This is a genomic window from Flagellimonas lutimaris (assembly GCF_051494225.1).
GTDB lineage: Bacteria > Bacteroidota > Bacteroidia > Flavobacteriales > Flavobacteriaceae > Flagellimonas > Flagellimonas lutimaris_A.
This window is the reverse complement of sequence record NZ_JBNPYE010000007.1, coordinates 84,814-104,938: the sequence shown is the minus strand read 5'-3', so window position 1 is coordinate 104,938 and position 20,125 is coordinate 84,814. Positions and strand designations below refer to the sequence as shown.

Sequence of the window (20,125 nt, the reverse complement as noted above, 5' to 3'; positions counted from 1 at the left end):
GAAAGTCAGCTAATCAAGATGCAGTTGGTGGGGTGGATACATAGCGGCAGGCGTTGTGTATCTGGGTCCTGGATTCAGGAAAGACGTTTTTGATGGTGTCCGTAAACCTGTTCAGGTTGTCGATGGCGGTGATCTGGATGTCCTCGGTGCCGCGGGCCTTCTGGATGTCGGTGAGCACCGACATCCAGAAGGCGGCCGACTCGTTTTTGCCCAACCATAGGCCCAGCACTTCCTTCTTTCCGTCCCTTCGCAGGCCCACGACCACGTACACGGTCTGTTGATTACCTCGGAGGATTCCCTGACCTTGAAGACGATACCGTCCATCCACACGATCAGATAGACAGGTTCCAAGGGGCGGTTCTGCCAGGCAACGATATCGTCCGCCACTTTTTCGGTGATCCTCGATATGGTGGAGGTGAATACCTCGGACTCCCCGAAGGAGGTCCTCACTTTCTTTTTGGAGTGTCCGTTGCGCTTGTTGGCATTGGACGAGCGCTGGTGCCTCCCGTAATCCAGATGGCCGTCCAGTTCCCCTTCCAGCATCTTCTCGATGCCGCGTTTCTGGAGCTCCTTCAAAAAAACCGTTGAGCTCGTCTCCCGATTTGAACTGCTTCAGGAAATTGTCGTTGAACAATTCTTCTTTCTTCATAATGTGCAAATATTTAAAATTAGACAAAAAATAGCGGGGGCATGCCCCCGCTATTTTTCTATTTACACACTTTATGGGATATCCCTTTTTTATTGCCATTTAAAGATTTTTTGCCCACTCTTGAAGTTTTCCAAATTGCTCTTCAATAAAAGAGTTATGATGCTCTTCAGGTTCTTCGTCCATAGGTAAAACATGTTCAAAATAAGTATTTTTTAAGACACGTTTTAAAATTCCTTCACCAGGAAAGGATTTATAATCATTTAAAGCTTTAGTTGCTTTTAATAAATGGCGAATATCGTATTGTGCACCTGCGATATCTGGCACTTGCTTGTTAGAATTTAATAACTTATAAACTGCAGTTCTCGCAGTTCTCACCGATGACTCTACGGTAAATACAACATCATTTTTAGTTTCTACAAACTGGCCAACAAGTCCTAAATTTTTACATCCGTTAGGTACAATTTCTGGTCTATCGCCAACAGCTCTAGGTAAAAACATAGAGGTAATATAGGGCATAAATGCAGTACGAACAATAGTATTTTCTATTGCATTCTCTAATTGATTTTCCAAACCAAGGTGATAACATAATTCAGATAAAATTTCGTTACCTGTACATTGAGGCAAAGTTTTTTGAACATGATTTCCTTGTTTGTCAATATATAAAGCATAAACCCAAACAACTAAAATATCATCTGGTTGTGTAGGATAATGAGGTTGACGGTTAATGGTAAAACTCATCAACCAGTTAGAATCAGTAATGGTTACAATACCTCCTGTAGCTGTTCTTCCTGAATAGGGATCATTTACACAATATTCTTTAAATTTTTCAGTTAAATCTGAAGGGCGACAGGTTAACGTTGCTGATTGCCAAGCTGATTTTTCTATATCACTACAAAACTTTTCGGGCTTTCCGAAAACGGAAGACTTAGCGGCCAAATTTTTCCATAATTTCCAACCATCACTTGTACCGCTTTGACTATTGTCAATAGCTTCAATAGCAGGTTTTGTATTGGTTCCATAAGACGTATCTTCCGTCATAGAACCTGTGGTAACAATTACATAATCGTTTTCTCCTACAGGAATTACTACTTCTTTATTGTTTTGTTCGGTAATAATGCCCTTTACAATTTTTTCTTCAGAATTAATATGAATATCTAAGTCTTTAACCAAGGTGTCAAACTGAATTTTTACACCTTTGGATTTCAAATGCTCAGTTAACGGTTTTACAAATGTATCGTATTGATTGTATTTAGGGAACACTAAACAAGATAAGTCTTTCATGCCATCAATAGTATGTAAAAATCGGTGCATATATAATTTGCATTCTAGTAAACTATGCCAGTTTTCAAAAGCAAACATGGTACGCCATAAAAACCAAAAATTGCTTTGCAAGAAAGATTCACTAAAGTAATCTTCAATCGTTAAGTCGTTTAAATCTTCTTTCTTTTTTAATAAAAGTTTTACAATTGCCAACTGATCTCTTTTGTCTAAACCAAATTTACTAAAGTCTTGAATATCTCCTTTATTATGAATTAATCGAGCTTTTGAATAGTTAGGGTCGTTGTCATTTAACAAACGATATTCATCTAAAACACTATATGGAGCAGGCATTTCTAAAGCAGGAATATCTTGAAATATGTCCCAAAGATTTTCATAAGTCATCTCCATCTCTCTACCTCCTCTGATGATATAACCATCTTCAGCATTTCCTGCACCATCAAGCGAACCACCTTCTATAGAGAGTTGGTCTAGAAAAACAATATTTTTCCCTGGAATATGTCCATCTCTAATAAAATAATAAGCCGCAGACAGACCAGCAATACCACTCCCTACAATATATACTTTACTGTCTTTAAATGATTTAGAAGGGATACCTTTGTTACGTTGATAGTTTCCCGTTAAATCAGGAAAAGGCATAGTCTTATCTTTTGAATTACTCAATACTTCTTTGCTTGCATCCGGGTCATGCTCTACATTTCCAACATATATTGATGCGCTTAATATTTTGTCAAATTTTGATGTTATTTTATCCATTTTAGATAGTTTTATTTTTTTGCTCTATACAAATTTATAACCATCTCTAAAACCTAAAGTATCCTGAAATTCAGAAATTGTATCCTCAAATTTTTGTATTTTCATTACTTACCAATTAATAAAAATTTCCGAAAATAGAAGTAAAATTAAATTGAAGTTTATTGACAATTTCGAGGACAGATAATTCAAAGTTCTCTAATAAAAATAACACATCTTGCAATAAGGATTTATTTAGGAATTGATGCGGGTTTTAGCAGTCGTGCTTTTGAAAACTTATATTTAGGAGCAAATGTGTTAAATGCCCGGTCGATATCAAATTCCGCAGATGTGCAATGAGGCAAAGAAACATTGCAAAAGGCCTTTGAAATAAACGTCATCCATCAAGAAAGCCGGTTAACTCCCGAGACATTCACCCTCCTTGAACTATGCATTAATATGAAGCTCAGTATTGAAGGCATAATAAGGACAATCCATAATCAAAAAGTAATTTACTAATTATTAAAGATTAGAATTTAATCCAATAGGCAATCTTTTCTGAAAATAGAAGGATACTCAGTTTTACCAACGCTTTAGGGTTTTTATTGGGCAATAATTTTAAAGCTAATAAATCCAGTATCAATTTCTGCTTCCAGTAATTTTCCGCTTTTATATTTGTAGCTACTGGTTTTTCCTTTATGATTAGTTTTTTCATAAAGATGAGAGCTAATTTTTTTTAGATAATGAAAGGTTCCATATTCTTCTGCATATACTTTGGTGATATTTTCAGGTTCTTCAAAAATCAGGTTTACAGTACTATAAGTGATAGTCTCTTTTATTCGGTTTTTTTCTTTATCATTTTCATGAAAAATGTAGGTATTCTCATCTGTCTCGGTATATGTATTTGTTTTTTCTTTCTCATTCAAGAGGATTAATACATTGGCATTGAAAAGTGAGTCGTTTTTATAAATCACTTTATAATTATAATCTACCTGTATTTTGGTTAGTATTCGGGTATTAATCTCTGTTCGATTACTATAAATAATCTTATCGTCTAACAGATTCTTTTTTGCATAAAGAACACCTATATTTTTATTGTTATGAACAATCCTAAAAACTTTTTTTTCGACTTGAGCGTGGAGATTAAATCCCCAAAAAAATATAAACAGAAGTAAAATTGATCTCATATCTATGTTTAGTTGATAAAATATAATACTATAGTTTTAATTTTCAGTGATTTAAATATATAAAAGAAGATTAAGAATCCCTGTAGAAAGCGTAAATCTAAAGTTCCATTGCGTTCCTATTAATTCTGGAGATTTTTCATAGTAATGTACTTCATAGCTTAAATTTACAGGCAATCTTCCAATTTTTGTGGTACTCCCCAAACCCAAAACTAATCGGTATGGACCATCTATTTGAAGAATCCCGTTCCCATTTAGCAACTACTATACGGCTAATTCCTATATTTATAAGTTGGACTAATTCGATACTTTTACAAAGATATTTTTTAACCTCTGTCATATGCTCTATTGAGCTCTGTTTGTAAATTGAGCCACGACTTCATTGTTTTAGTTACAAATTCACTAGCATCCTGCTGTATAAAATGACCACTACCGGGAACAGTAACAAGTGTCATATCTTTTTCTACCCATTCCCATGTATTATTTAAACCATTAGCATTAATTGCGGCATCCTCTAGACCATGAAAAATAAGCAACGGCATTTTGAGTTTTGGCAAAGGATTCTCTTGTGCTTTTTTCCATTCCTCCATATAAGGCTCTCTCGTGTAGTTTGCTTTATAAAAGTTAAGCATGGCATCAAAACTCGACCTTTTGAAAGCAGATACATACTGAATACGAGTAACGGAATCCTCTACCCAAAACGCTAAGTTTTCAGCAGTCATAGGTTTACCAAATAAAATAGTAGGGTCTTCTACTGTTCCATCTATAAACTTACGGGCATAGCTACTACTTTCTTGTTGGGTCGGGTTATTCGCTAATTCTCTAAGCATTCCGTTGGGATGTGTAATATTTAAAATTATAAGTTTATCTGTCATATCTGGTAGGTTAATAGCAAACTGCCAGGCAACAGCACCTCCCCAATCATGACCTATAATAATTGCTTTCTCCTGTTTAAAATGATGAATCACTGCTGCAACATCTCCTACTAATTTTTTCATAGTGTAATTTTCAACACCAATAGGTTTATCACTCTTATTATAACCTCGTTGATCTATAGCAACTACATGGTATTTTTTTGATAGAACAGCCATTTGATTTCTCCAGGTATACCAATAATCAGGAAATCCATGAATCATTACTACAAGTGGGCCATTTCCTAGTTCGGCATAATGTATATTTACTCCTCCTGAATTAACATAACCATGTTTTACATGTTTTAATATTGTGGTTTCACCTTGGTTTTGTTTTCTGGGAGAGGGAATGGCAAACATACTCAAAACAGAAAAAAACATGGTGCCGAGTATTAGGGTTTTTAGTAAACTATTTGTTATTTTATCCATTTTAGATGGTTTTATTTTTTTTTACAAATTTATCAATACCTCTGAATCTGATATATCCCGAAATTCAGAAATTGTATCCTCAAATATTGGTGGCTTCATTTTTTTTACCACTTCTGTGTTCTGAAGGAGAGAAAGTGGTTTGCCGTTTAAAAAACCTCCCAAAGGCCGAAACAGAATTGAACCGAAGTTTATAGGCAACTTCAGAGATTGATAAGTCAGGGTTACCCAATAAAACAATCGCCTCTTTTAATATGGCTTCATTTATGATGTGGTGAGGTGTTTTACCTATTGTGCATTTAGTGATTTCTATTAGGTATTTATTGGAAATGCATAATTTGTTCGCATAGAACTGAACAGATTTTTGTAATAAAAAATTTTCCTGAACAAGTTTCTTAAATTTAAAGTAGATATTTTTTTGAAGATCTTTACTCTCGATGGTATCAGGAGCTACATTATGATATATTTCTGCAATTTCTAAGAGGAGATGGAATATTAGAGTGCGGATAATCTGGTTGGTAAACTTACCTATTTTTTTTTCTTTATCCTTTAGTTTGTCAATGATATCTAATAGGACTTCTGTGTTTTTTTTTGAAGTATTAATGATGGAATATGAATCATTCTGAAACAGTTCCATTTTTTCTATAATAAAAGGATCTGAAATATTGGACAACAGAAAATTTTTCTTGAAAAACACTAACTGCATGTGAAAGTCATTAGTATAATTAAGAAAATGAACTATTGTTGAAGGTGATGAACAAATAATACTGCCTACACTTATTTTATATTTAATTGTATTAATTTCCAAATCAATTTCTCCTCGAGTACAAATGCAAAAAGCATAGTAGTCCATCCGAAAAGGCTTTTCAGGAAATTTAAAAATAGATTCGCCCGTTGATATGTAAAATGAATTGTTACAATCTATATTATAAAAGGAAAGCGTGTCTTTTAAATTTTCGTAGTTTTTCATTCTAATTTTCACGTCTAAAAACCCAGATACTTGGTTAATATAACACTATACTGTAAAGTGTGTAATTTAAAAAGAAATGAGGTATTGGGAATTCATAAAAAGTGTCAAGTTGTCCTATAAGCTTTTGATGATGTCGAAATACTTATGCCTCCATTTATAGCAAAGTCCTCGAGAGCGGCTTTTGCTGTGCTTAGGGTAGGAGCATAGTAATAGATACTTTTCATCTCTTTTGTTCTTTTCGTTCCACATATCTTCAGGAATTTCTGTTTTGATGGGCAACACAAATTTGGGTTTTGGACTCCTAGAGCACATACTTGAAGGTAACAGTTAATTCATTAGGTGTCCAAGTTCATAGAGAGGAGATCCTAGTCCTTGCTTTATTAGACATATAAAAAGACGCGAATGGACTTTAGATATATGGTTGTAAGTTCACCTCTTGTCTTGAACGGCTTTAAAAAGTCACCGTTGAACAAATCTTTTTTCTTTATAATGTGTATATATTTATTGTTAAATAAAAAAATAGCGGGAATAGGTCCCGCTATTTTGTACTTTACACACATTAGGTGCTACTAATCTCTTTAATCATTTTATTTCCTGTTTTTCTTTTGCATTCCCTAATAGAGGCAACATATTGTTAATTTTCAAGAAAATAATCGACTAAAAATGACATCTCGGGCGGTTTGTTTAGTTGAAAATCATTAAAATAGTCTAGCTGCTAATTGTACCCGAGCAAACTTTAAGGAAGGATTCCATAATGTTGTTGCTGAAACAGGTAAGTTATAATCTCCTAATTTAATTGTTTTCGAGGTTGTTAGCCCAATGCTTACCACGTCAAAATTTTCTTCTCCATCTCCATATAAATGAGTATCCCCATTCAATGAAAATCCAGTACCTACAAATCCATTTAAATTGACTTTTGCTTCTTTCGCCAATGGATAAGATACTTGAATGTAAGTAGAATACCGCTGCTCAAAATCCAAATCGTCGGAATATTGAGAATCCCCACTTCCAAATAAAAGCAAATCTACTTCTATAGACAAGGGGAGGCTTTCTCCAAAGTTGTAAGATGTCCTTAGGTCTAATAAGTGTCCTGAACTTTCCTTGTCATAATCCCAAACATCAGGACTATCAACTCTTCTTGTGTTGAATAAATCCCATAATCCAATAGAGAATCCTTTATTAGCATATTGGACATAATAGTTTATTTCTTTATAATAAGATCCATCACTTTCATTTGAAAAAGACATTCCTCCCCAAAAGCCTGTCGTAAAACTACCAGATTTGTTTAAAGAAACTATAGTTTGAACAGCTAACATAGGTTTGTCGGTAATTATTATACCTCTCCACAAATGATTTGATTTTAAATCTACCGTAAAATCTAATGGGCTATCTTTGATTTCTGATCGTTGTGCTGAAACGAATTGTATCGATATGAATCCTACCAAAAGTAGCTGTATTGCCTTTTTCATTTTTAAAGTTAATTTTGAGTTTAATTGTTTGTTGATTATATTACTACTCCATATAAAACTGCTGCGATCACACCTCCAATAATTGGACCTACAACAGGGACCCAGGCGTATCCCCAATCACTACTACCCTTTATTGGTAAAATCGCATGCATTATTCTTGGACCTAAATCCCTTGCTGGATTAATGGCGTATCCCGTTGTTCCGCCCAAAGAAAGACCAATGGCCCAAACTATGAACGTTACAGGAATTGCTCCTATGGACCCCATACCTATGATAGTTTCTGTTTCGTTCTGCTGAAAACTCGCATCAGTGAAGAAAAAGATAGCAAACACAAGAAAAAATGTGCCAACGATTTCACTGATCAGATTGTTTAGGGGTTTTCTAATAGCCGGATCGGTACAGAATACAGCTCTTTTTAGGCCTGTATCTTCGGTTTGCTCAAAGTGGTTTCTGTAAACGATCCAAACGATAAGGGCTCCTGACATAGCCCCTATAATTTCTCCTAGTAGATATATGGGTACTGATTCCCAAGGAAATTTACCTGCAACGGCCAACCCAATGGTAACCGCTGGGTTAAGATGCGCCCCACTGTAAGGTCCTGCGATTACTACACCTGCATATACTCCTAATGCCCAGCCTGTGGTAATTACGATCCAACCGCTATTATTCCCCTTTGTTTGGTTCAATACTACATTGGCGACAACTCCACCCCCAAGTGTAATTAGGAACATCGTTCCTATAATTTCTGCTATAAATGGTGTCATTTTTTAAAATTTTAATTAAATTATAATTATTTAGTCCAATGTTCTAACGCATCAATTGCTTTATACCAGCGTTTAATTCCCTCCTCCGTTTCAGTTCTATCCTGAGAAGGTTTAAAGTGTACGTCCGCTTGCCAAATTTCTTGAATCTCGTCTATGTTTTTCCAATATCCCACAGCAAGACCGGCAAGATAAGCTGCTCCCATTGCAGTAGTTTCAACAACTTTAGGCCTGACAGTTACTGTGTCCAGGACATCGGCTTGAAACTGCATTAACATATTGTTTACAGTAGCACCACCATCTACACGTAACTCTTTGATAGAAATATCAGTATCTGCCTCCATGGCCTTAAGAATATCCATTGTTTGATATGCGATTGATTCTAATGCCGCTCGTGCAATATGAGCATCTGTACTACCTCTAGTTAATCCAAAAATAGTACCTTGTGCATATTGATTCCAGTGCGGTGCGCCAAGACCAGCAAAGGCAGGAACAAAACATACTCCTTCTGAGCTAGTAACCTCATTGGCCAGTTTTTCCACATCAGCTGAAGTTTTTATAAATTTAAGACTGTCTCGCAACCATTGCACTACTGCGCCCCCTACAAATATGCTGCCTTCTAGAGCGTACTGTGTTTTTCCGTCTATTTGCCATGCCACTGTAGTTAAAAGATTATTTTCAGACAATTGAGGTTGGTCTCCAATGTTCATAAGCATAAAACATCCTGTCCCATAAGTATTTTTCACCATCCCTTTTCTAATACACATACTGCCAAATAAGGCTGCTTGTTGATCTCCTGCAATACCGGCTATTGGTATGGATGTTGCAAAAACAGTAGTTTTAGTATAACCATATACTTCACTAGACTGCTTTACTTCTGGCAACATACTTTTTGGTATAGTAAACAGGGCTAAAAGTTCATCGTCCCATTCCATCGTATTAATGTTATACATTAATGTCCTTGAGGCATTAGTAACATCGGTAACGTGTTTTTCTCCTTTGGTAAAGTTCCATATTAACCAAGTATCTATGGTTCCTAGTATAAGATCACCAGCTTCCGCTCTTGCTCTTGCGCCTTCTACATTATCTAAAATCCACTTTACTTTGGTGGCGGAGAAATAAGAATCTATAACCAGACCTGTTTTTGAACTAATTAGACTTGTTTTTCCGTTGACTGTTAGTTCGTCACAGTATGCCGAAGTTCTCTTATCTTGCCAAACGATGGCATTGTAAACTGGTTTTCCCGTTTTACGGTCCCAAACTACAACAGTTTCTCTTTGATTGGTAATCCCTATGGCAGCAATATTAGAGCCATTTAATCCTTTTTTTACTGTTACTTCTGCTGCGATCCCTGCTTGTGTTGACCAAATCTCCATAGGATCATGTTCTACCCATCCCGGTTTAGGAAAGTATTGGGTGAATTCTTTTTGAGCAACAGATATGATGTTACCTTTTTTATCAAAAAGTATAGCACGTGAACTTGTTGTGCCCTGATCAAGGGCAAGAATATATTTATCCATTTTAAAAAGTGAGTTAGTGAAAAGGTTTAACCCTTTTCGGATTAATGTTAACTAAAAGAGTCGATTGATTTTTATTGTTTTACTTTGGTTCTTTGGGGAATATCAGTCTGACCTAGTACGTAATGACTTGCTATTCTAGAGAACTGTTGCACTTGTTCTTGTTCCCAATTTTTATTTTTGTTAAGTTCTTGCGCTAATAGTTCGGCAACGATAGGTGCGGATTCAATTGCAGCCCGTGCGTCTAAGAATAACATTCTTACTCTCCTTGCCAAGACATCTTCTACGGTTCTTGCCATTTCAAATCTTGCGGCCCATATAACTTCTGCTTGTACGTATGCAGCATTAATGTGTATTTTCTTTCCCAGTTTTGGGTTTTCCTGTATTAATTTTTGAATACCTTCCTGATCACTACCATATACATATAAATGGTTGCTCCAGTCATTGGTTTCTTTTGCTCCATGTATTTTTAAGTCTTGAGTGATGCATTTCCTTTCAGGTAACATTTTTGCTTTTATTACCTTATCCAAAGTATCTTGGGCCATCTTTCTAAAAGTGGTCCACTTACCTCCTATAACAGATATTAATCCGGAATCGGAAGTCACTATTTTATGGCTTCTTGATATCTCTTTTGTTTTTTCGGATTCATCCTGTGGTGCAGCCAAAGGTCTTAGCCCTGCAAATATGCTAAGTACATCTTTTCGGCTCACTTCTTTAGACAGATAGGCATTAACGTTGGAAAGGATAAAGTCGACCTCTTCCTCCAAAGCTTTTGGTTCGAGACTGTGCTCATCCAATAAAGTGTCGGTAGTTCCTACAATAACCTTATCATGCCATGGTACAAGAAACAAAACTCTACCGTCATCGGTCTTTGGTATCATAATAGCATCGGCGCCAGGCAGAAAAGTATTGTTCAATACCAAATGCACTCCTTGGCTAGGGCGTATCATATTTTTGCCTGTGGATTTATCCATTTTTAGGATATCGTCAGCAAAAACACCTGTAGCATTTATGATCGCTTTTCCCTTTAAGTGGTATGTTCTTTTAGTTTCGGTATCTGTAGCAACGACACCATTTATTGTTCCATTGTGTTTTTTTAGTAATTCATTTACCTTAAAATGATTCAATACAGTAGCGCCTCTTTCTATACAAGCTTGGGCAACGTTTACGGCTAGACGAGCATCATCGAATTGACCATCCTGGTAACTAACGCCTCCTTTTAATTTTATCTTGTTGACGGTTTTTATTCTTTTTAATACTTTGGATTTGGAAATAAATGTAGATTTTCCTAGACTTTGTTTCCCAGACAAAAAATCGTAAACCTTAAGTCCAGTAGTATAAAAAATTGCATTCCACCAGCTATAATTTGGAATGATAAAGGTTTGGTTCTTTGCCAAATGCGGAGCGTTCTTTAAAAGTAGCCCCCTTTCATACAAGGCTTCCTTTACCAAATCGATATGTCCCTGTCCCAAATAACGTACTCCGCCATGCACAAGTTTTGTACTTCTACTGGAAGTTCCTTTTGCAAAATCCACCTGTTCTAACAATAGAGTTCTGTATCCTCTGGTAACACTATCAAGAGCGATGCCCAATCCCGTCGCCCCTCCGCCAATCACAATTACATCCCAATTACCAACTATTTCCAATTGTTTCGTTATTACACTTCTATTAAATATATTATTATTCATATGTTTCATTTGGTTTCGATAATATAACAAATATATATAATTATCTTCAACATGAAAATAAACGAAACATAATATTGATATATAATGAATATATTGGTTGTATTTTTAGTTAAATCGTAGATCTAATTGGTGTTTGAATATTGTGTTTTTGAAAGGATAGTTTCGTTTCTTTATCTTTGCCCATATTTTTATTCTTATGAAAAGGCATCAGACTATACTCGATAAGCTAGACGAGGATAAACATGTGGAAGTTTTAGACTTGTGCATGATATTGGGAGTTTCGGCGGTTACTATTAGGAAAGATTTAAAATTCTTGGAGGAAAAAGGGTTACTATTTAGAACCCATGGGGGTGCTTCGCTAAAAAACCCCTACGCCAATGACAGGTCAGTCATTGAAAAGGAGAAGATTTCCGTTATCGAAAAAACGGGAATAGCCAATGCGGCTTCAGCTATTATATCAAATAACGATTCTATAATCATAGCATCAGGAACAAGTGTGCTGGCATTAGCCAAAGCCTTGGATCCTGAGAAGTGTTTAACTGTGGTGACTTCTTCTTTGAATATAGCCTTGGAACTTAGTAGAAATAAAAAAGTAAAGGTCTTGCAACTTGGAGGGTTTGTAAGACAAAGTTCATTTTCTGTAATTGGAGATTATGCTATTCAATTTTTGGATAATATGTCCTGTAGTAAGTTGTTTATGGGTGTAGATGGAATTGATTTGGAGTTCGGTCTTACTACATCTAATTTAGAAGAGGCTCGGCTTAATCAAAGAATGATAAACTCCTCCAATAAGCTAATTGTCTTGGCTGATTCATCAAAATTTGGTATAAGGAGTTTTGCTAAAATCTGCCCTTTAAATAAGATTGATTTAATTATAACAGATAAAAATATATCGCAGCAAATGTTAAAAAAACTAGAAGAAAAAGGGATAAGTGTGCAAATTGTTGGTAAAGAAATAAAAAATGACTGAATATTTTTATTACTCTTATAGATTCATTAAGAACTGTTTAGGGCTAGAATGGAAAATTTCAGGACTATCTCATAAAGTGTGTAAATAGAAAAATAGCGGGGGCATGCCCCAGTCATGGTCGGAAGAAATTCCGAGACTGTAAACTGAACTCTGTCTGAAAAAGATTAGAAGTATTAATTTTATTCAGACAGTACTATGACAAAGAAAGAACAGACAGAATTTGAAAAGAAGGTTCTTGAGCAGTTCATGTCGGGCAAGAACCTTTTCGGTGAGGGAGGCGCTTTTGCCCCCATTCTGAAGAATGTGATCGAGAAGGCCCATGAGGCTGAGATGGACGACCATCTGGACGAGGGTGAGCGCACCAAGTGCAACAAAAGCAATGGCAAGGGAAAAAAGACGCTGAAAAGTGGTTTTGGGACCTTCGATATCGATACCCTGCAGGACCGCCAGAGCAACTTTGAACCGGAGCTGGTGAAAAAACGCCAGACCATCTAACAATCTATCGGAGAAAATCATCGGCCTCTACGGCCTTGGGATCAGTTACCGGGGCATCTCGTCCCAAATAAAGGAGATGTACGATACGGAGATTTCCCATACGGTCCTAAGCCAGATCACCGATCCGATCGTCCCCGAGTAAAGGCGTGGCAGAACCGTCCCCTGGAGCCCCTCTATTGCATCGTATGGCTCGATGCGATGCACTACAAGGTAAAGGTCGATGGGAAGATCGAGCACAAGGCCCTTTATAATGAATACATGAGTTCGAGTTCTCTTAGCAATTGTCAACGAGTTGCAATTGTCAGGAAAACCATTCATGGAAAGGAGGAAACCATATTTAGTCCTGAAAAAACATATCAATCCTGTGAGATTACATTTATTTATAGTACCTTTATTGTTCTGTTTCCGCATACGGAAACGCATACGGCGTGGACATTTGATGAAATTTAATCTAATATTAACTGATTGTCAGTCAGAAAGTTATATAACCGCGGGGTAGAGCAGTAGGTAGCTCGTCGGGCTCATAACCCGAAGGTCGCTGGTTCGAGTCCAGTCCCCGCTACTAGAGCAGGCAAGGCTTCCGAGAAATCGGGGGCCTTTCTTTTTTGTCCTCAGTACAGAATAAGTACAGAATTACTGAACTTCTTTTATCAAAATTAAAGTCCTTAACGATTAAATTCATTTGATATCAAATGATAGTTACTTTTCTATAAAAGTACCTTTTATAGGCTTTGTTTGGCCGCAGAAAAATTGTTGGCTTGTCTATTGTTTGTCAAATTCTAAGTTCTTCCTAACAAATAAAAATAGTATTCCGCTCTAAATGGAGTCTGAACTACTATTTTTTCTATCGTCTTAAGTTCAGTGTTTTCAAACCCCCGAAAACTATTGAGTATATTATCCTTCCAGTCTGAGTGGGAGGCAATGTTTTTAGATAGGTCTGTTTTAATCCCCCATAGATTATCAAAACTTCTTTTTTTCTCACGGTCCCAATGGGAAATTACAAGAATGAACAAGTCGGATTGTCTCTCCTCAAAATCTCTTCTAATTACAAATCGGTAATCAGATAATTTTTTATAATCTCCACTAAACTGATATTTGAATTCAATTTTAAATGGATTCGAAGTATCCTTTTGATTGATTATACTCAGGTCTACCCTAGTATTATTTATTCTAGGATGTTCTGCAAATGCTTTAAAAAAGGTCTGTTCAAATCTCTGGTTAAGTTCTTCCAAAATCAAATCCCGGATATGGTTCTCCTGCTTCAAGTTAGAATAGTTATCACTAATTCTTTCTAACCCTTCTCTAAATAAGGTAGACTGTATGATTTGTTTAATTATCTCTGAAAAATCCATTTAACTAACCTGTACTTGTTTTAACATATCCTACAAAAGTAGCTTTCAAACGAAAATCAAGTAATGGCGAACGAAGCGTAGCGAAGTGCTGCAAGCCCAAATACTTACCGAAACTAATTTACTGAGCGAGGTAAAACCTCAATTAGGAAGCTTTACATTTCCATATAATTCCTTCATCACTTCACAGGGGTCTATATCAATGGCCAATGAAATAAGGTAGAGTTCCTCCGCCCTAAGTTTAGTGGTCGGGTTGGAACTCAATTGACTAATCCTTGATTTACTTATACCTGTTCTTCTCGCCACTTCCGCTTTATTGATGGACTTTTTGGCCAAATATAATCCTAGGTCTGTCATTTTAATAATGTAAAATTTTGATACATAAAGATAGATTTTAGCTACACCTATATAAAATTTTATCCAATTGGTATAGAAAAAGAGTATTTATTTTATACTTTCGTATAGAAAATCTATACAATTGGATTGAATATCACCTTAAAAATATCGATATATGGACTCCTTAACGCAAAGAAAGAAACATCTTGACCCCCAGATTCAGGGGCTTTTATCGGATATTATCAAAGTAATTCCGAATGTTGTACAGGTCTATCTAAACAAGGGACATGAAAAAAAGAACACCTTTAGATACAGGTGGAACATCATTATTGATGCACCGAAAAATGACATAAACAACAAGTTCCTTCCCATTGTCCAAGGGTTGTTTCTCGATCATCAAGATCATTTCCTCAATATCTTTTCCCATGATTACGCCAAAGTGGAATTGGCTAACGGCAATCTTTATTTCTTCAACCATTGTAGGACTGAACATCTCATCTTTGGAAATCGGGATATTGGCTTTCCTTGGAACCAATATGTAGACCTAACAAATGGGAAAGTCCAGAAAATCATTGAGGAGGACTTCTGGAGATTCTTGGAAGGCAGTTTGGCTTTTGAAAAAGGGTTCAAATATTTTAAGTCAGAGGGCAACCTTTCCCAAGCTGCCTTTATGGCCCATCAAGGCTTCGAATTAGGGTACCGGGTCTTGGAAGGCTTTCTTTGTGGAAAAGTGAAAATCTGCCATAAGATAGAGGTCCATCAAAAGTTCTTGGAAAGGAACATATACCGAACAAAGGGAATGTTCAACCTTGATGACCATGCAGAAATGGAGTTGTTGGAACTATTGGATAGGGCTTATTCCAGTTCAAGGTATGAAAACTCATTCCATATTGAAAGGGACCAGTTGGACATTTTGGAACTAAAGCTTGAAAGTTTCTTGAATGAAATCAGGCAATTGTTCCAAGAGGAACTTGAACTTTTACAAACTCTTAGTACAAGTGGAAAAAAGACTTCCCTTGAACCTCAAAAAATGGAAGAGCCCAACCTACTGGACACGATTAGGCAATTGAGCAAGGAAAACTTTGAAATGATGCGACCAGCAAATCGAAGGACCAAAAAAGGATATTATCTCAACCATGTCTATATCCACAGTCACTTTTCCCTGTTCTACACTTTGAGATCGACCCTTAATGTATGTATCCTGGCCTTGGACGAGCAATGTGATATGACCTTGGACATCAAAAACATTAAAGAGGATGTAAAGACCGTACTGGAGTTTGCTAAGAACCTCATCCCCTTGGAAGAGGGCAACTTTCTGGATGAAATGCGGGAACTCATGCTTTCCGATAAAGAAACCACAACTTAACAAGGAGGCCATGGAAAAGAGCGAGGAAAGCCAAATCAACGAAAAGGAACTATTGGACAAAGTGATCGGTGTGTTGAACCCAAGAAAACGAAGGTATCATGGGAAGGACAAACCGCAAGTCCAAGAAGTAGTGTTCAAAGTGGAAAACAATTCTGAACTGCGTTATGTCATCTCTTGCCTTCTGCGGTTATGCATGTCCACCATTGACAATGAAAACGAACTGGATTCCCCAAGACTTCCCTTTCTATCCAAGGATGATGCAGTGATCACCATACTGGAATTGGTCATTGATATTCTTCCAGATGACCAATTGGACAGTTACGATCGAATAGAAAAACTCCTTTTGAAAGAATAAGCATGATTGTCAACCCAAAACCATAAGCAATGAAACACAAAAAGAAGCAACTCAAAACCTTGAAGGAAATACAAAAGCTTAGAAAAAATCTTACCGGGCTGCTTGGAAACAAAAAGTCCATTGATCCCAATGGAAACCATGTCTTCTTCGAGGTCAGGGACAACAACCACCTTTTGATGCAGATAAGAAGCTTATTGCAGCTCTGTGTATTCGCTCTTGATAGTGATGGGATGATGTTGGCCCCTAAAAACAATAATGCCTCAAAGGAGGATAGTATTACCCAAGTATTAGAACTTGTGCTGAGCATCCTTCCAGATAGTCAAATGTACTATATGGACAAACTGGATGAAATGCTATCGAAACATAAAAACAGGTAATCCCATAAGTCAATTCAAATCCATCACATCATGAGCCCAAACGAAGAAAAGCTCCTAAAGAATTTGAGGCATCATTCCAATGACCATTCCCCTACCTTGGTCCCACATCCCTGGTTCAAGGACAAGTTCCAACCCACCTTCTTTTACCTTGACGGTCATGCCGATCTGTTATTGACCGTTCGCGCATTGTTATACCTTTCCATGCGGGCAATAAATCCCGATCTTGGCTCTGACGATGTAATGGACAGGAACGAGAAGGAATTCATCCATCAAGCGATGACCATCGCCAACCGTTTGATGCCGGTCGGTGAAGAGGCTTTAATGGACCAATTGAACCTATTCTACAGGGAAGAGAAGAAAACCAATAAAGGGGAATGAACTAGGCATTTCTGGCCCAAAGAAGTTACTGATTTTTGATTTTTATGCTAAAAATCAATTGGTTTTACCGGGCTGAATTTGTTTTTACGCTAAAATGGCATCTATAAAGAAAGTCAAGACGGTCAAAAGAATTGCTTCATAATAACATTTGACTAAAGCCTTCAATAATCATTTTTTCATCAAAAATTCATTGATTTTACTGGGCTGAGAGCATTTTTTCATCAAAAATGGAAAATCGGTCTACAAAATTAATTAAACAAATTAGTGTCTTCATTAGAAATTTCAACTAGACTCCAAAAAGCCATTTTTTAGTCAAAAATCCATTGATTTTACTGGGCTGAATGCCTTTTTTAGTCAAAAATGCACTAAACTTCATTATTCAATATTTTTGAAAAAAACAGTGAAAATGGGCTTTTCCGAAGGAAAATAAATAAATAGCGCCGCGCTTGCGCGCTATCCTCTTGCTTTACAATTTTCGTCCCGTGAGCGGAACAAAAAATTGAAAGCATTTAATAAATTGATTTACGTTTATTTTGTTAGCCAATTGATAATGTCATATCCCAAGTTGCTTTTCAAGCTATCATTTTCAATTATATTGACTTTTCCAACTGCGCATTCTTGCTGTTCTTCTTTAAAAGGCTTAAAGGATGGTTTTTCCAGTCTGTTGGAAGGGTACAGCAACAAAGCCCTGTAAGACCCCCAATATCGATTATAAACAAACATTTGCCTAAGATCATGGGTTGAGGGTTTGTTGGATTGAATATGTTTCCATTTGGTGTCGATTACAAACACCTCATCATCTTTTTGAATGACTATATCAGGACGGATAGAGACATTGTGCCAAAAGCGTTTAGAGGATTGTCCAATAACCTTAAGCCCTTCAATTTTCAACGATTTCAATTTTACGAGCACGTATTCCTCCCATAAGTTATTCATGTCAAATAAGAGTGCCAGCATCTTCTCATTACCAGAAGAAACACTAGGAGCAAAATTAAGGATGATAATCCTAGCAATTTCCAGTGCGGTTTTATAGGCTTTGTTCTTTCGATTGTAGACCAATTTTGAAAAAAGCCACGGATGAGGTTTTATGAGGTCCACTTCTGGAAAATCCAATTGTACGGTCTTGCATTTGGAATAGAGATACGTCCCATTGGAAAATTGCGCTATAATCTTTAATGCCAATCCTAAAATTTGATGTTCGAGGTGATTGGTTGCAAAAAACGGGCATATTATACCACCTGCGGCGGATTAAACTGAGCCACCCGCGGCGGACCAAAGTGAGCATAGTGGGGCGGATGAAAGTGAGCCACTAAAAAGATCGATTCTATTTGAGTGTTGCGATGGTTTCTTTTGTAAAAAAGACCATGGCGAACAAACAGATAGATATGCGCAAGGCAAAAAGGATTTACAAATTGTACGGCGAGGGGGCCAGCAAGCGACGCATCAGCAAGGAACTTGGCATCTCCCGCAACACGGTGGCCAAGTACATCGAGTTCTTCAAGTGTTACAGGCTGACGCCCTACGAGGTCTCGGAGATGACCCTGGAGGAGATCCATAGGCTCTTCAAGGCGGACCAAAAGCCCAAGAGCGAACAGCTGAGGACCTTAGAGCGGTACTTCCCCTATTTTGACAAGGAACTCCGAAAAACGGGGGTCACGCGACAGTTGCTCTGGGAAGAGTATCATGCGAGGCACCCGGACGGGTTCAAGCTCTCCCAGTTCAGGTACTGGTACCGTGAATGGACAAAGGAGACATCGCCAGTGATGCACTTCACCCATAAGGCGGGCGACAAGCTCTTCATCGATTTTACGGGCAAAAAGCTCCATATAACGGACAAGTATACGGGAGAGATCCAGGAACTCGAGGTATACCTGTGCGTACTGGGCAGCAGCCATTACACCTACGTGGAGGCCTGTCGGAGCCAGAAACTGGAGGACTTCATGCGATGTACCGAGAACGCACTGTGGTTCTATGGCGGGGTCCCCCGTGCCCTGGTGACCGACAACCTGAAGTCCGCAGTTACCAAGAGCAGCAGTTACGAGCCGAAGGTCAACGAGGCCTTTGCCGATTTTGCGGAGCATTACGATACCGCCGTGCTGCCGACAAGGGCCTACAGGCCAAGGGACAAGGCCATCGTGGAGAACGCGGTGCGCATTGTCTATACCAGGGTGTTCGCCCCTTTGCGCAACACCACCTTCCACAGTCTGGGCGAGATCAACAGGGCCATCCTCGAACTGCTAAGGGCCCATAACAATGTTTCCTTCAGGGGAAGGGAATACTCCAGGTGTTCCCTCTTCCGGGAAGTGGAGGTGCCGGAGCTCGGCCCCCTTCCATTGAAACGATATGAGATAAGATCTTATGCAAAGGGAACGGTCCACAAGAACAGTCATATCTACCTTGGCAGGGACAAGCACTACTACAGTGTTCCCTACAGGCACATCGGCAAACAGGTGAAGATCGTCTACACCGACAGCTTCGTGGAGATATACCACAGGCACGAACGTTTGGCCGTCCATGAAAGGAAGCGGCAACGCTACGGCTATACCACCGCAGCGGAACATATGCCCTCCCACCACAGGTTCGTCAGCGAATGGAGCAGTGAGAAGTTCATCTCCTGGGCCGCCCACATCGGCGAGAACTGCAAGGGGTACATCATCGGGATACTCGACAAGAAACAACATCCGGAACAATCCTATAAGTCCTGCATGGGCATACTGCACCTGGCCAAGAAGGTCGGCGACCAACGGCTGGACAATGCCTGTAGGCGGGCATCTGACTATGGGGCCTATAATTACAGCATGGTGGAGCGGATACTGAAAAAAGGGTGGGACACCCTGGAGGACGACCCGGAGGATACCTCCGAGGTCCCGGACCACGATAACATCAGGGGAGGAAACTATTATAAATGACAAAC

General features: G+C 38.0%; 18 protein-coding genes, 1 tRNA gene and 2 pseudogenes. 9 read left to right on the top strand and 12 right to left on the bottom strand.

Annotated features, from left to right (window positions below):
* Window positions 1-37 precede the first annotated feature (37 nt).
* The 9 genes and pseudogenes from ACQQ5U_RS13670 to ACQQ5U_RS13630 all read right to left on the bottom strand — a co-directional run.
* A pseudogene (locus ACQQ5U_RS13670) lies at window positions 38-649 on the bottom strand (transposase); the annotation flags it as partial.
* Window positions 650-748: 99 nt separating this feature from the next.
* The gene (locus tag ACQQ5U_RS13665; RefSeq protein ID WP_437398331.1) at window positions 749-2,683 is read right to left on the bottom strand and encodes an oleate hydratase; all 1,935 of its coding nucleotides are present in this window, start codon (window positions 2,681-2,683) and stop codon (window positions 749-751) included.
* A gap of 578 nt (window positions 2,684-3,261) precedes the next feature.
* Entirely contained in the window at window positions 3,262-3,846 is a 585-nt protein-coding gene (locus tag ACQQ5U_RS13660; RefSeq protein WP_437398330.1) for a DUF6134 family protein, read from the bottom strand.
* Between the two features lie 323 nt (window positions 3,847-4,169).
* Entirely contained in the window at window positions 4,170-5,183 is a 1,014-nt protein-coding gene (locus ACQQ5U_RS13655) for an alpha/beta fold hydrolase (RefSeq protein WP_437398329.1), read from the bottom strand.
* Window positions 5,184-5,262: 79 nt separating this feature from the next.
* Window positions 5,263-6,150, bottom strand: coding sequence for a helix-turn-helix domain-containing protein (locus ACQQ5U_RS13650; protein ID WP_437398327.1), 888 nt, complete (start codon window positions 6,148-6,150; stop codon window positions 5,263-5,265).
* A gap of 698 nt (window positions 6,151-6,848) precedes the next feature.
* A complete protein-coding gene (locus ACQQ5U_RS13645; protein WP_437398326.1) occupies window positions 6,849-7,619 on the bottom strand; it encodes a hypothetical protein in 771 nt (256 codons plus the stop codon).
* A 35-nt stretch (window positions 7,620-7,654) separates the two neighbouring features.
* A complete protein-coding gene (locus tag ACQQ5U_RS13640; RefSeq protein ID WP_437398324.1) occupies window positions 7,655-8,383 on the bottom strand; it encodes an MIP/aquaporin family protein in 729 nt (242 codons plus the stop codon).
* Window positions 8,384-8,409: 26 nt separating this feature from the next.
* Window positions 8,410-9,900, bottom strand: a complete 1,491-nt coding sequence (gene glpK, locus ACQQ5U_RS13635) for a glycerol kinase GlpK (protein ID WP_437398322.1) — start codon at window positions 9,898-9,900, stop codon at window positions 8,410-8,412.
* Between the two features lie 71 nt (window positions 9,901-9,971).
* Window positions 9,972-11,585: an FAD-dependent oxidoreductase gene (locus ACQQ5U_RS13630; RefSeq protein ID WP_437398320.1), complete on the bottom strand. Its 1,614-nt coding sequence runs from the start codon at window positions 11,583-11,585 to the stop codon at window positions 9,972-9,974.
* A 196-nt stretch (window positions 11,586-11,781) separates the two neighbouring features.
* Here ACQQ5U_RS13630 and ACQQ5U_RS13625 point away from each other — a divergent pair, with 196 nt between their 5' ends.
* The 4 genes and pseudogenes from ACQQ5U_RS13625 to ACQQ5U_RS13610 all read left to right on the top strand — a co-directional run bounded on the left by ACQQ5U_RS13625 (window position 11,782) and on the right by ACQQ5U_RS13610 (window position 13,612).
* Window positions 11,782-12,555 (top strand): DeoR/GlpR family DNA-binding transcription regulator, encoded by a 774-nt coding sequence (locus ACQQ5U_RS13625; protein WP_437398318.1) that lies wholly within the window; start codon window positions 11,782-11,784, stop codon window positions 12,553-12,555.
* A gap of 195 nt (window positions 12,556-12,750) precedes the next feature.
* Window positions 12,751-13,120, top strand: a pseudogene (locus ACQQ5U_RS13620) (transposase); the annotation flags it as partial.
* Window positions 13,057-13,500, top strand: coding sequence for a transposase (locus ACQQ5U_RS13615; protein WP_437398511.1), 444 nt, complete (start codon window positions 13,057-13,059; stop codon window positions 13,498-13,500). The pseudogene ACQQ5U_RS13620 and the gene ACQQ5U_RS13615, both read left to right, overlap by 64 nt.
* Window positions 13,501-13,539: 39 nt before the next feature.
* A tRNA-Met gene (locus ACQQ5U_RS13610) sits at window positions 13,540-13,612 on the top strand.
* 217 nt (window positions 13,613-13,829) lie between these two features.
* On the opposite strand, the gene ACQQ5U_RS13605 is transcribed toward ACQQ5U_RS13610, so the two are convergent.
* A complete protein-coding gene (locus ACQQ5U_RS13605; RefSeq protein ID WP_437398316.1) occupies window positions 13,830-14,402 on the bottom strand; it encodes a hypothetical protein in 573 nt (190 codons plus the stop codon).
* Between the two features lie 138 nt (window positions 14,403-14,540).
* Complete coding sequence (locus ACQQ5U_RS13600) at window positions 14,541-14,756, bottom strand: helix-turn-helix domain-containing protein (protein WP_207031515.1); 216 nt, start codon at window positions 14,754-14,756, stop codon at window positions 14,541-14,543.
* Window positions 14,757-14,910: 154 nt separating this feature from the next.
* Between ACQQ5U_RS13600 and ACQQ5U_RS13595 the strand changes: the two genes are divergently transcribed.
* From ACQQ5U_RS13595 to ACQQ5U_RS13580, 4 genes are read left to right on the top strand one after another with little or no spacing between them, the layout of a single operon-like run.
* Window positions 14,911-16,101, top strand: a complete 1,191-nt coding sequence (locus ACQQ5U_RS13595) for a hypothetical protein (protein ID WP_437398315.1) — start codon at window positions 14,911-14,913, stop codon at window positions 16,099-16,101.
* 10 nt (window positions 16,102-16,111) lie between these two features.
* The gene (locus tag ACQQ5U_RS13590) at window positions 16,112-16,456 is read left to right on the top strand and encodes a hypothetical protein (protein WP_437398313.1); all 345 of its coding nucleotides are present in this window, start codon (window positions 16,112-16,114) and stop codon (window positions 16,454-16,456) included.
* A 29-nt stretch (window positions 16,457-16,485) separates the two neighbouring features.
* Complete coding sequence (locus ACQQ5U_RS13585; RefSeq protein WP_437398311.1) at window positions 16,486-16,833, top strand: hypothetical protein; 348 nt, start codon at window positions 16,486-16,488, stop codon at window positions 16,831-16,833.
* A 30-nt stretch (window positions 16,834-16,863) separates the two neighbouring features.
* Window positions 16,864-17,211 carry a hypothetical protein gene (locus ACQQ5U_RS13580; protein ID WP_437398309.1) on the top strand — a complete coding sequence of 116 codons (348 nt, stop codon included), beginning with the start codon at window positions 16,864-16,866 and terminating at the stop codon, window positions 17,209-17,211.
* Between the two features lie 528 nt (window positions 17,212-17,739).
* Here ACQQ5U_RS13580 and ACQQ5U_RS13575 read toward each other — a convergent pair.
* Entirely contained in the window at window positions 17,740-18,441 is a 702-nt protein-coding gene (locus ACQQ5U_RS13575) for an McrC family protein (RefSeq protein ID WP_437398510.1), read from the bottom strand.
* A gap of 155 nt (window positions 18,442-18,596) precedes the next feature.
* On the opposite strand from ACQQ5U_RS13575, the gene istA reads away from it, so the two are divergent.
* Window positions 18,597-20,120, top strand: a complete 1,524-nt coding sequence (istA, locus tag ACQQ5U_RS13570) for an IS21 family transposase (protein ID WP_437398307.1) — start codon at window positions 18,597-18,599, stop codon at window positions 20,118-20,120.
* The last annotated feature ends 5 nt before the right edge of the window (window positions 20,121-20,125 follow it).

What these genes read in the sequence shown, in the direction of transcription:
- glpK (WP_437398322.1), bottom strand. Translation starts at nt 9,900, where the DNA reads ATGGATAAATATATTCTTGCCCTTGATCAGGGCACAACAAGTTCACGT.
- ACQQ5U_RS13630 (WP_437398320.1), bottom strand. Translation starts at nt 11,585, where the DNA reads ATGAATAATAATATATTTAATAGAAGTGTAATAACGAAACAATTGGAA.
- ACQQ5U_RS13595 (WP_437398315.1), top strand. Translation starts at nt 14,911, where the DNA reads ATGGACTCCTTAACGCAAAGAAAGAAACATCTTGACCCCCAGATTCAG.
- ACQQ5U_RS13645 (WP_437398326.1), bottom strand. Translation starts at nt 7,619, where the DNA reads ATGAAAAAGGCAATACAGCTACTTTTGGTAGGATTCATATCGATACAA.
- ACQQ5U_RS13625 (WP_437398318.1), top strand. Translation starts at nt 11,782, where the DNA reads ATGAAAAGGCATCAGACTATACTCGATAAGCTAGACGAGGATAAACAT.
- ACQQ5U_RS13585 (WP_437398311.1), top strand. Translation starts at nt 16,486, where the DNA reads ATGAAACACAAAAAGAAGCAACTCAAAACCTTGAAGGAAATACAAAAG.
- ACQQ5U_RS13640 (WP_437398324.1), bottom strand. Translation starts at nt 8,383, where the DNA reads ATGACACCATTTATAGCAGAAATTATAGGAACGATGTTCCTAATTACA.
- ACQQ5U_RS13580 (WP_437398309.1), top strand. Translation starts at nt 16,864, where the DNA reads ATGAGCCCAAACGAAGAAAAGCTCCTAAAGAATTTGAGGCATCATTCC.
- ACQQ5U_RS13650 (WP_437398327.1), bottom strand. Translation starts at nt 6,150, where the DNA reads ATGAAAAACTACGAAAATTTAAAAGACACGCTTTCCTTTTATAATATA.
- ACQQ5U_RS13655 (WP_437398329.1), bottom strand. Translation starts at nt 5,183, where the DNA reads ATGGATAAAATAACAAATAGTTTACTAAAAACCCTAATACTCGGCACC.
- ACQQ5U_RS13665 (WP_437398331.1), bottom strand. Translation starts at nt 2,683, where the DNA reads ATGGATAAAATAACATCAAAATTTGACAAAATATTAAGCGCATCAATA.
- ACQQ5U_RS13600 (WP_207031515.1), bottom strand. Translation starts at nt 14,756, where the DNA reads ATGACAGACCTAGGATTATATTTGGCCAAAAAGTCCATCAATAAAGCG.
- ACQQ5U_RS13660 (WP_437398330.1), bottom strand. Translation starts at nt 3,846, where the DNA reads ATGAGATCAATTTTACTTCTGTTTATATTTTTTTGGGGATTTAATCTC.
- istA (WP_437398307.1), top strand. Translation starts at nt 18,597, where the DNA reads ATGCGCAAGGCAAAAAGGATTTACAAATTGTACGGCGAGGGGGCCAGC.
- ACQQ5U_RS13605 (WP_437398316.1), bottom strand. Translation starts at nt 14,402, where the DNA reads ATGGATTTTTCAGAGATAATTAAACAAATCATACAGTCTACCTTATTT.
- ACQQ5U_RS13590 (WP_437398313.1), top strand. Translation starts at nt 16,112, where the DNA reads ATGGAAAAGAGCGAGGAAAGCCAAATCAACGAAAAGGAACTATTGGAC.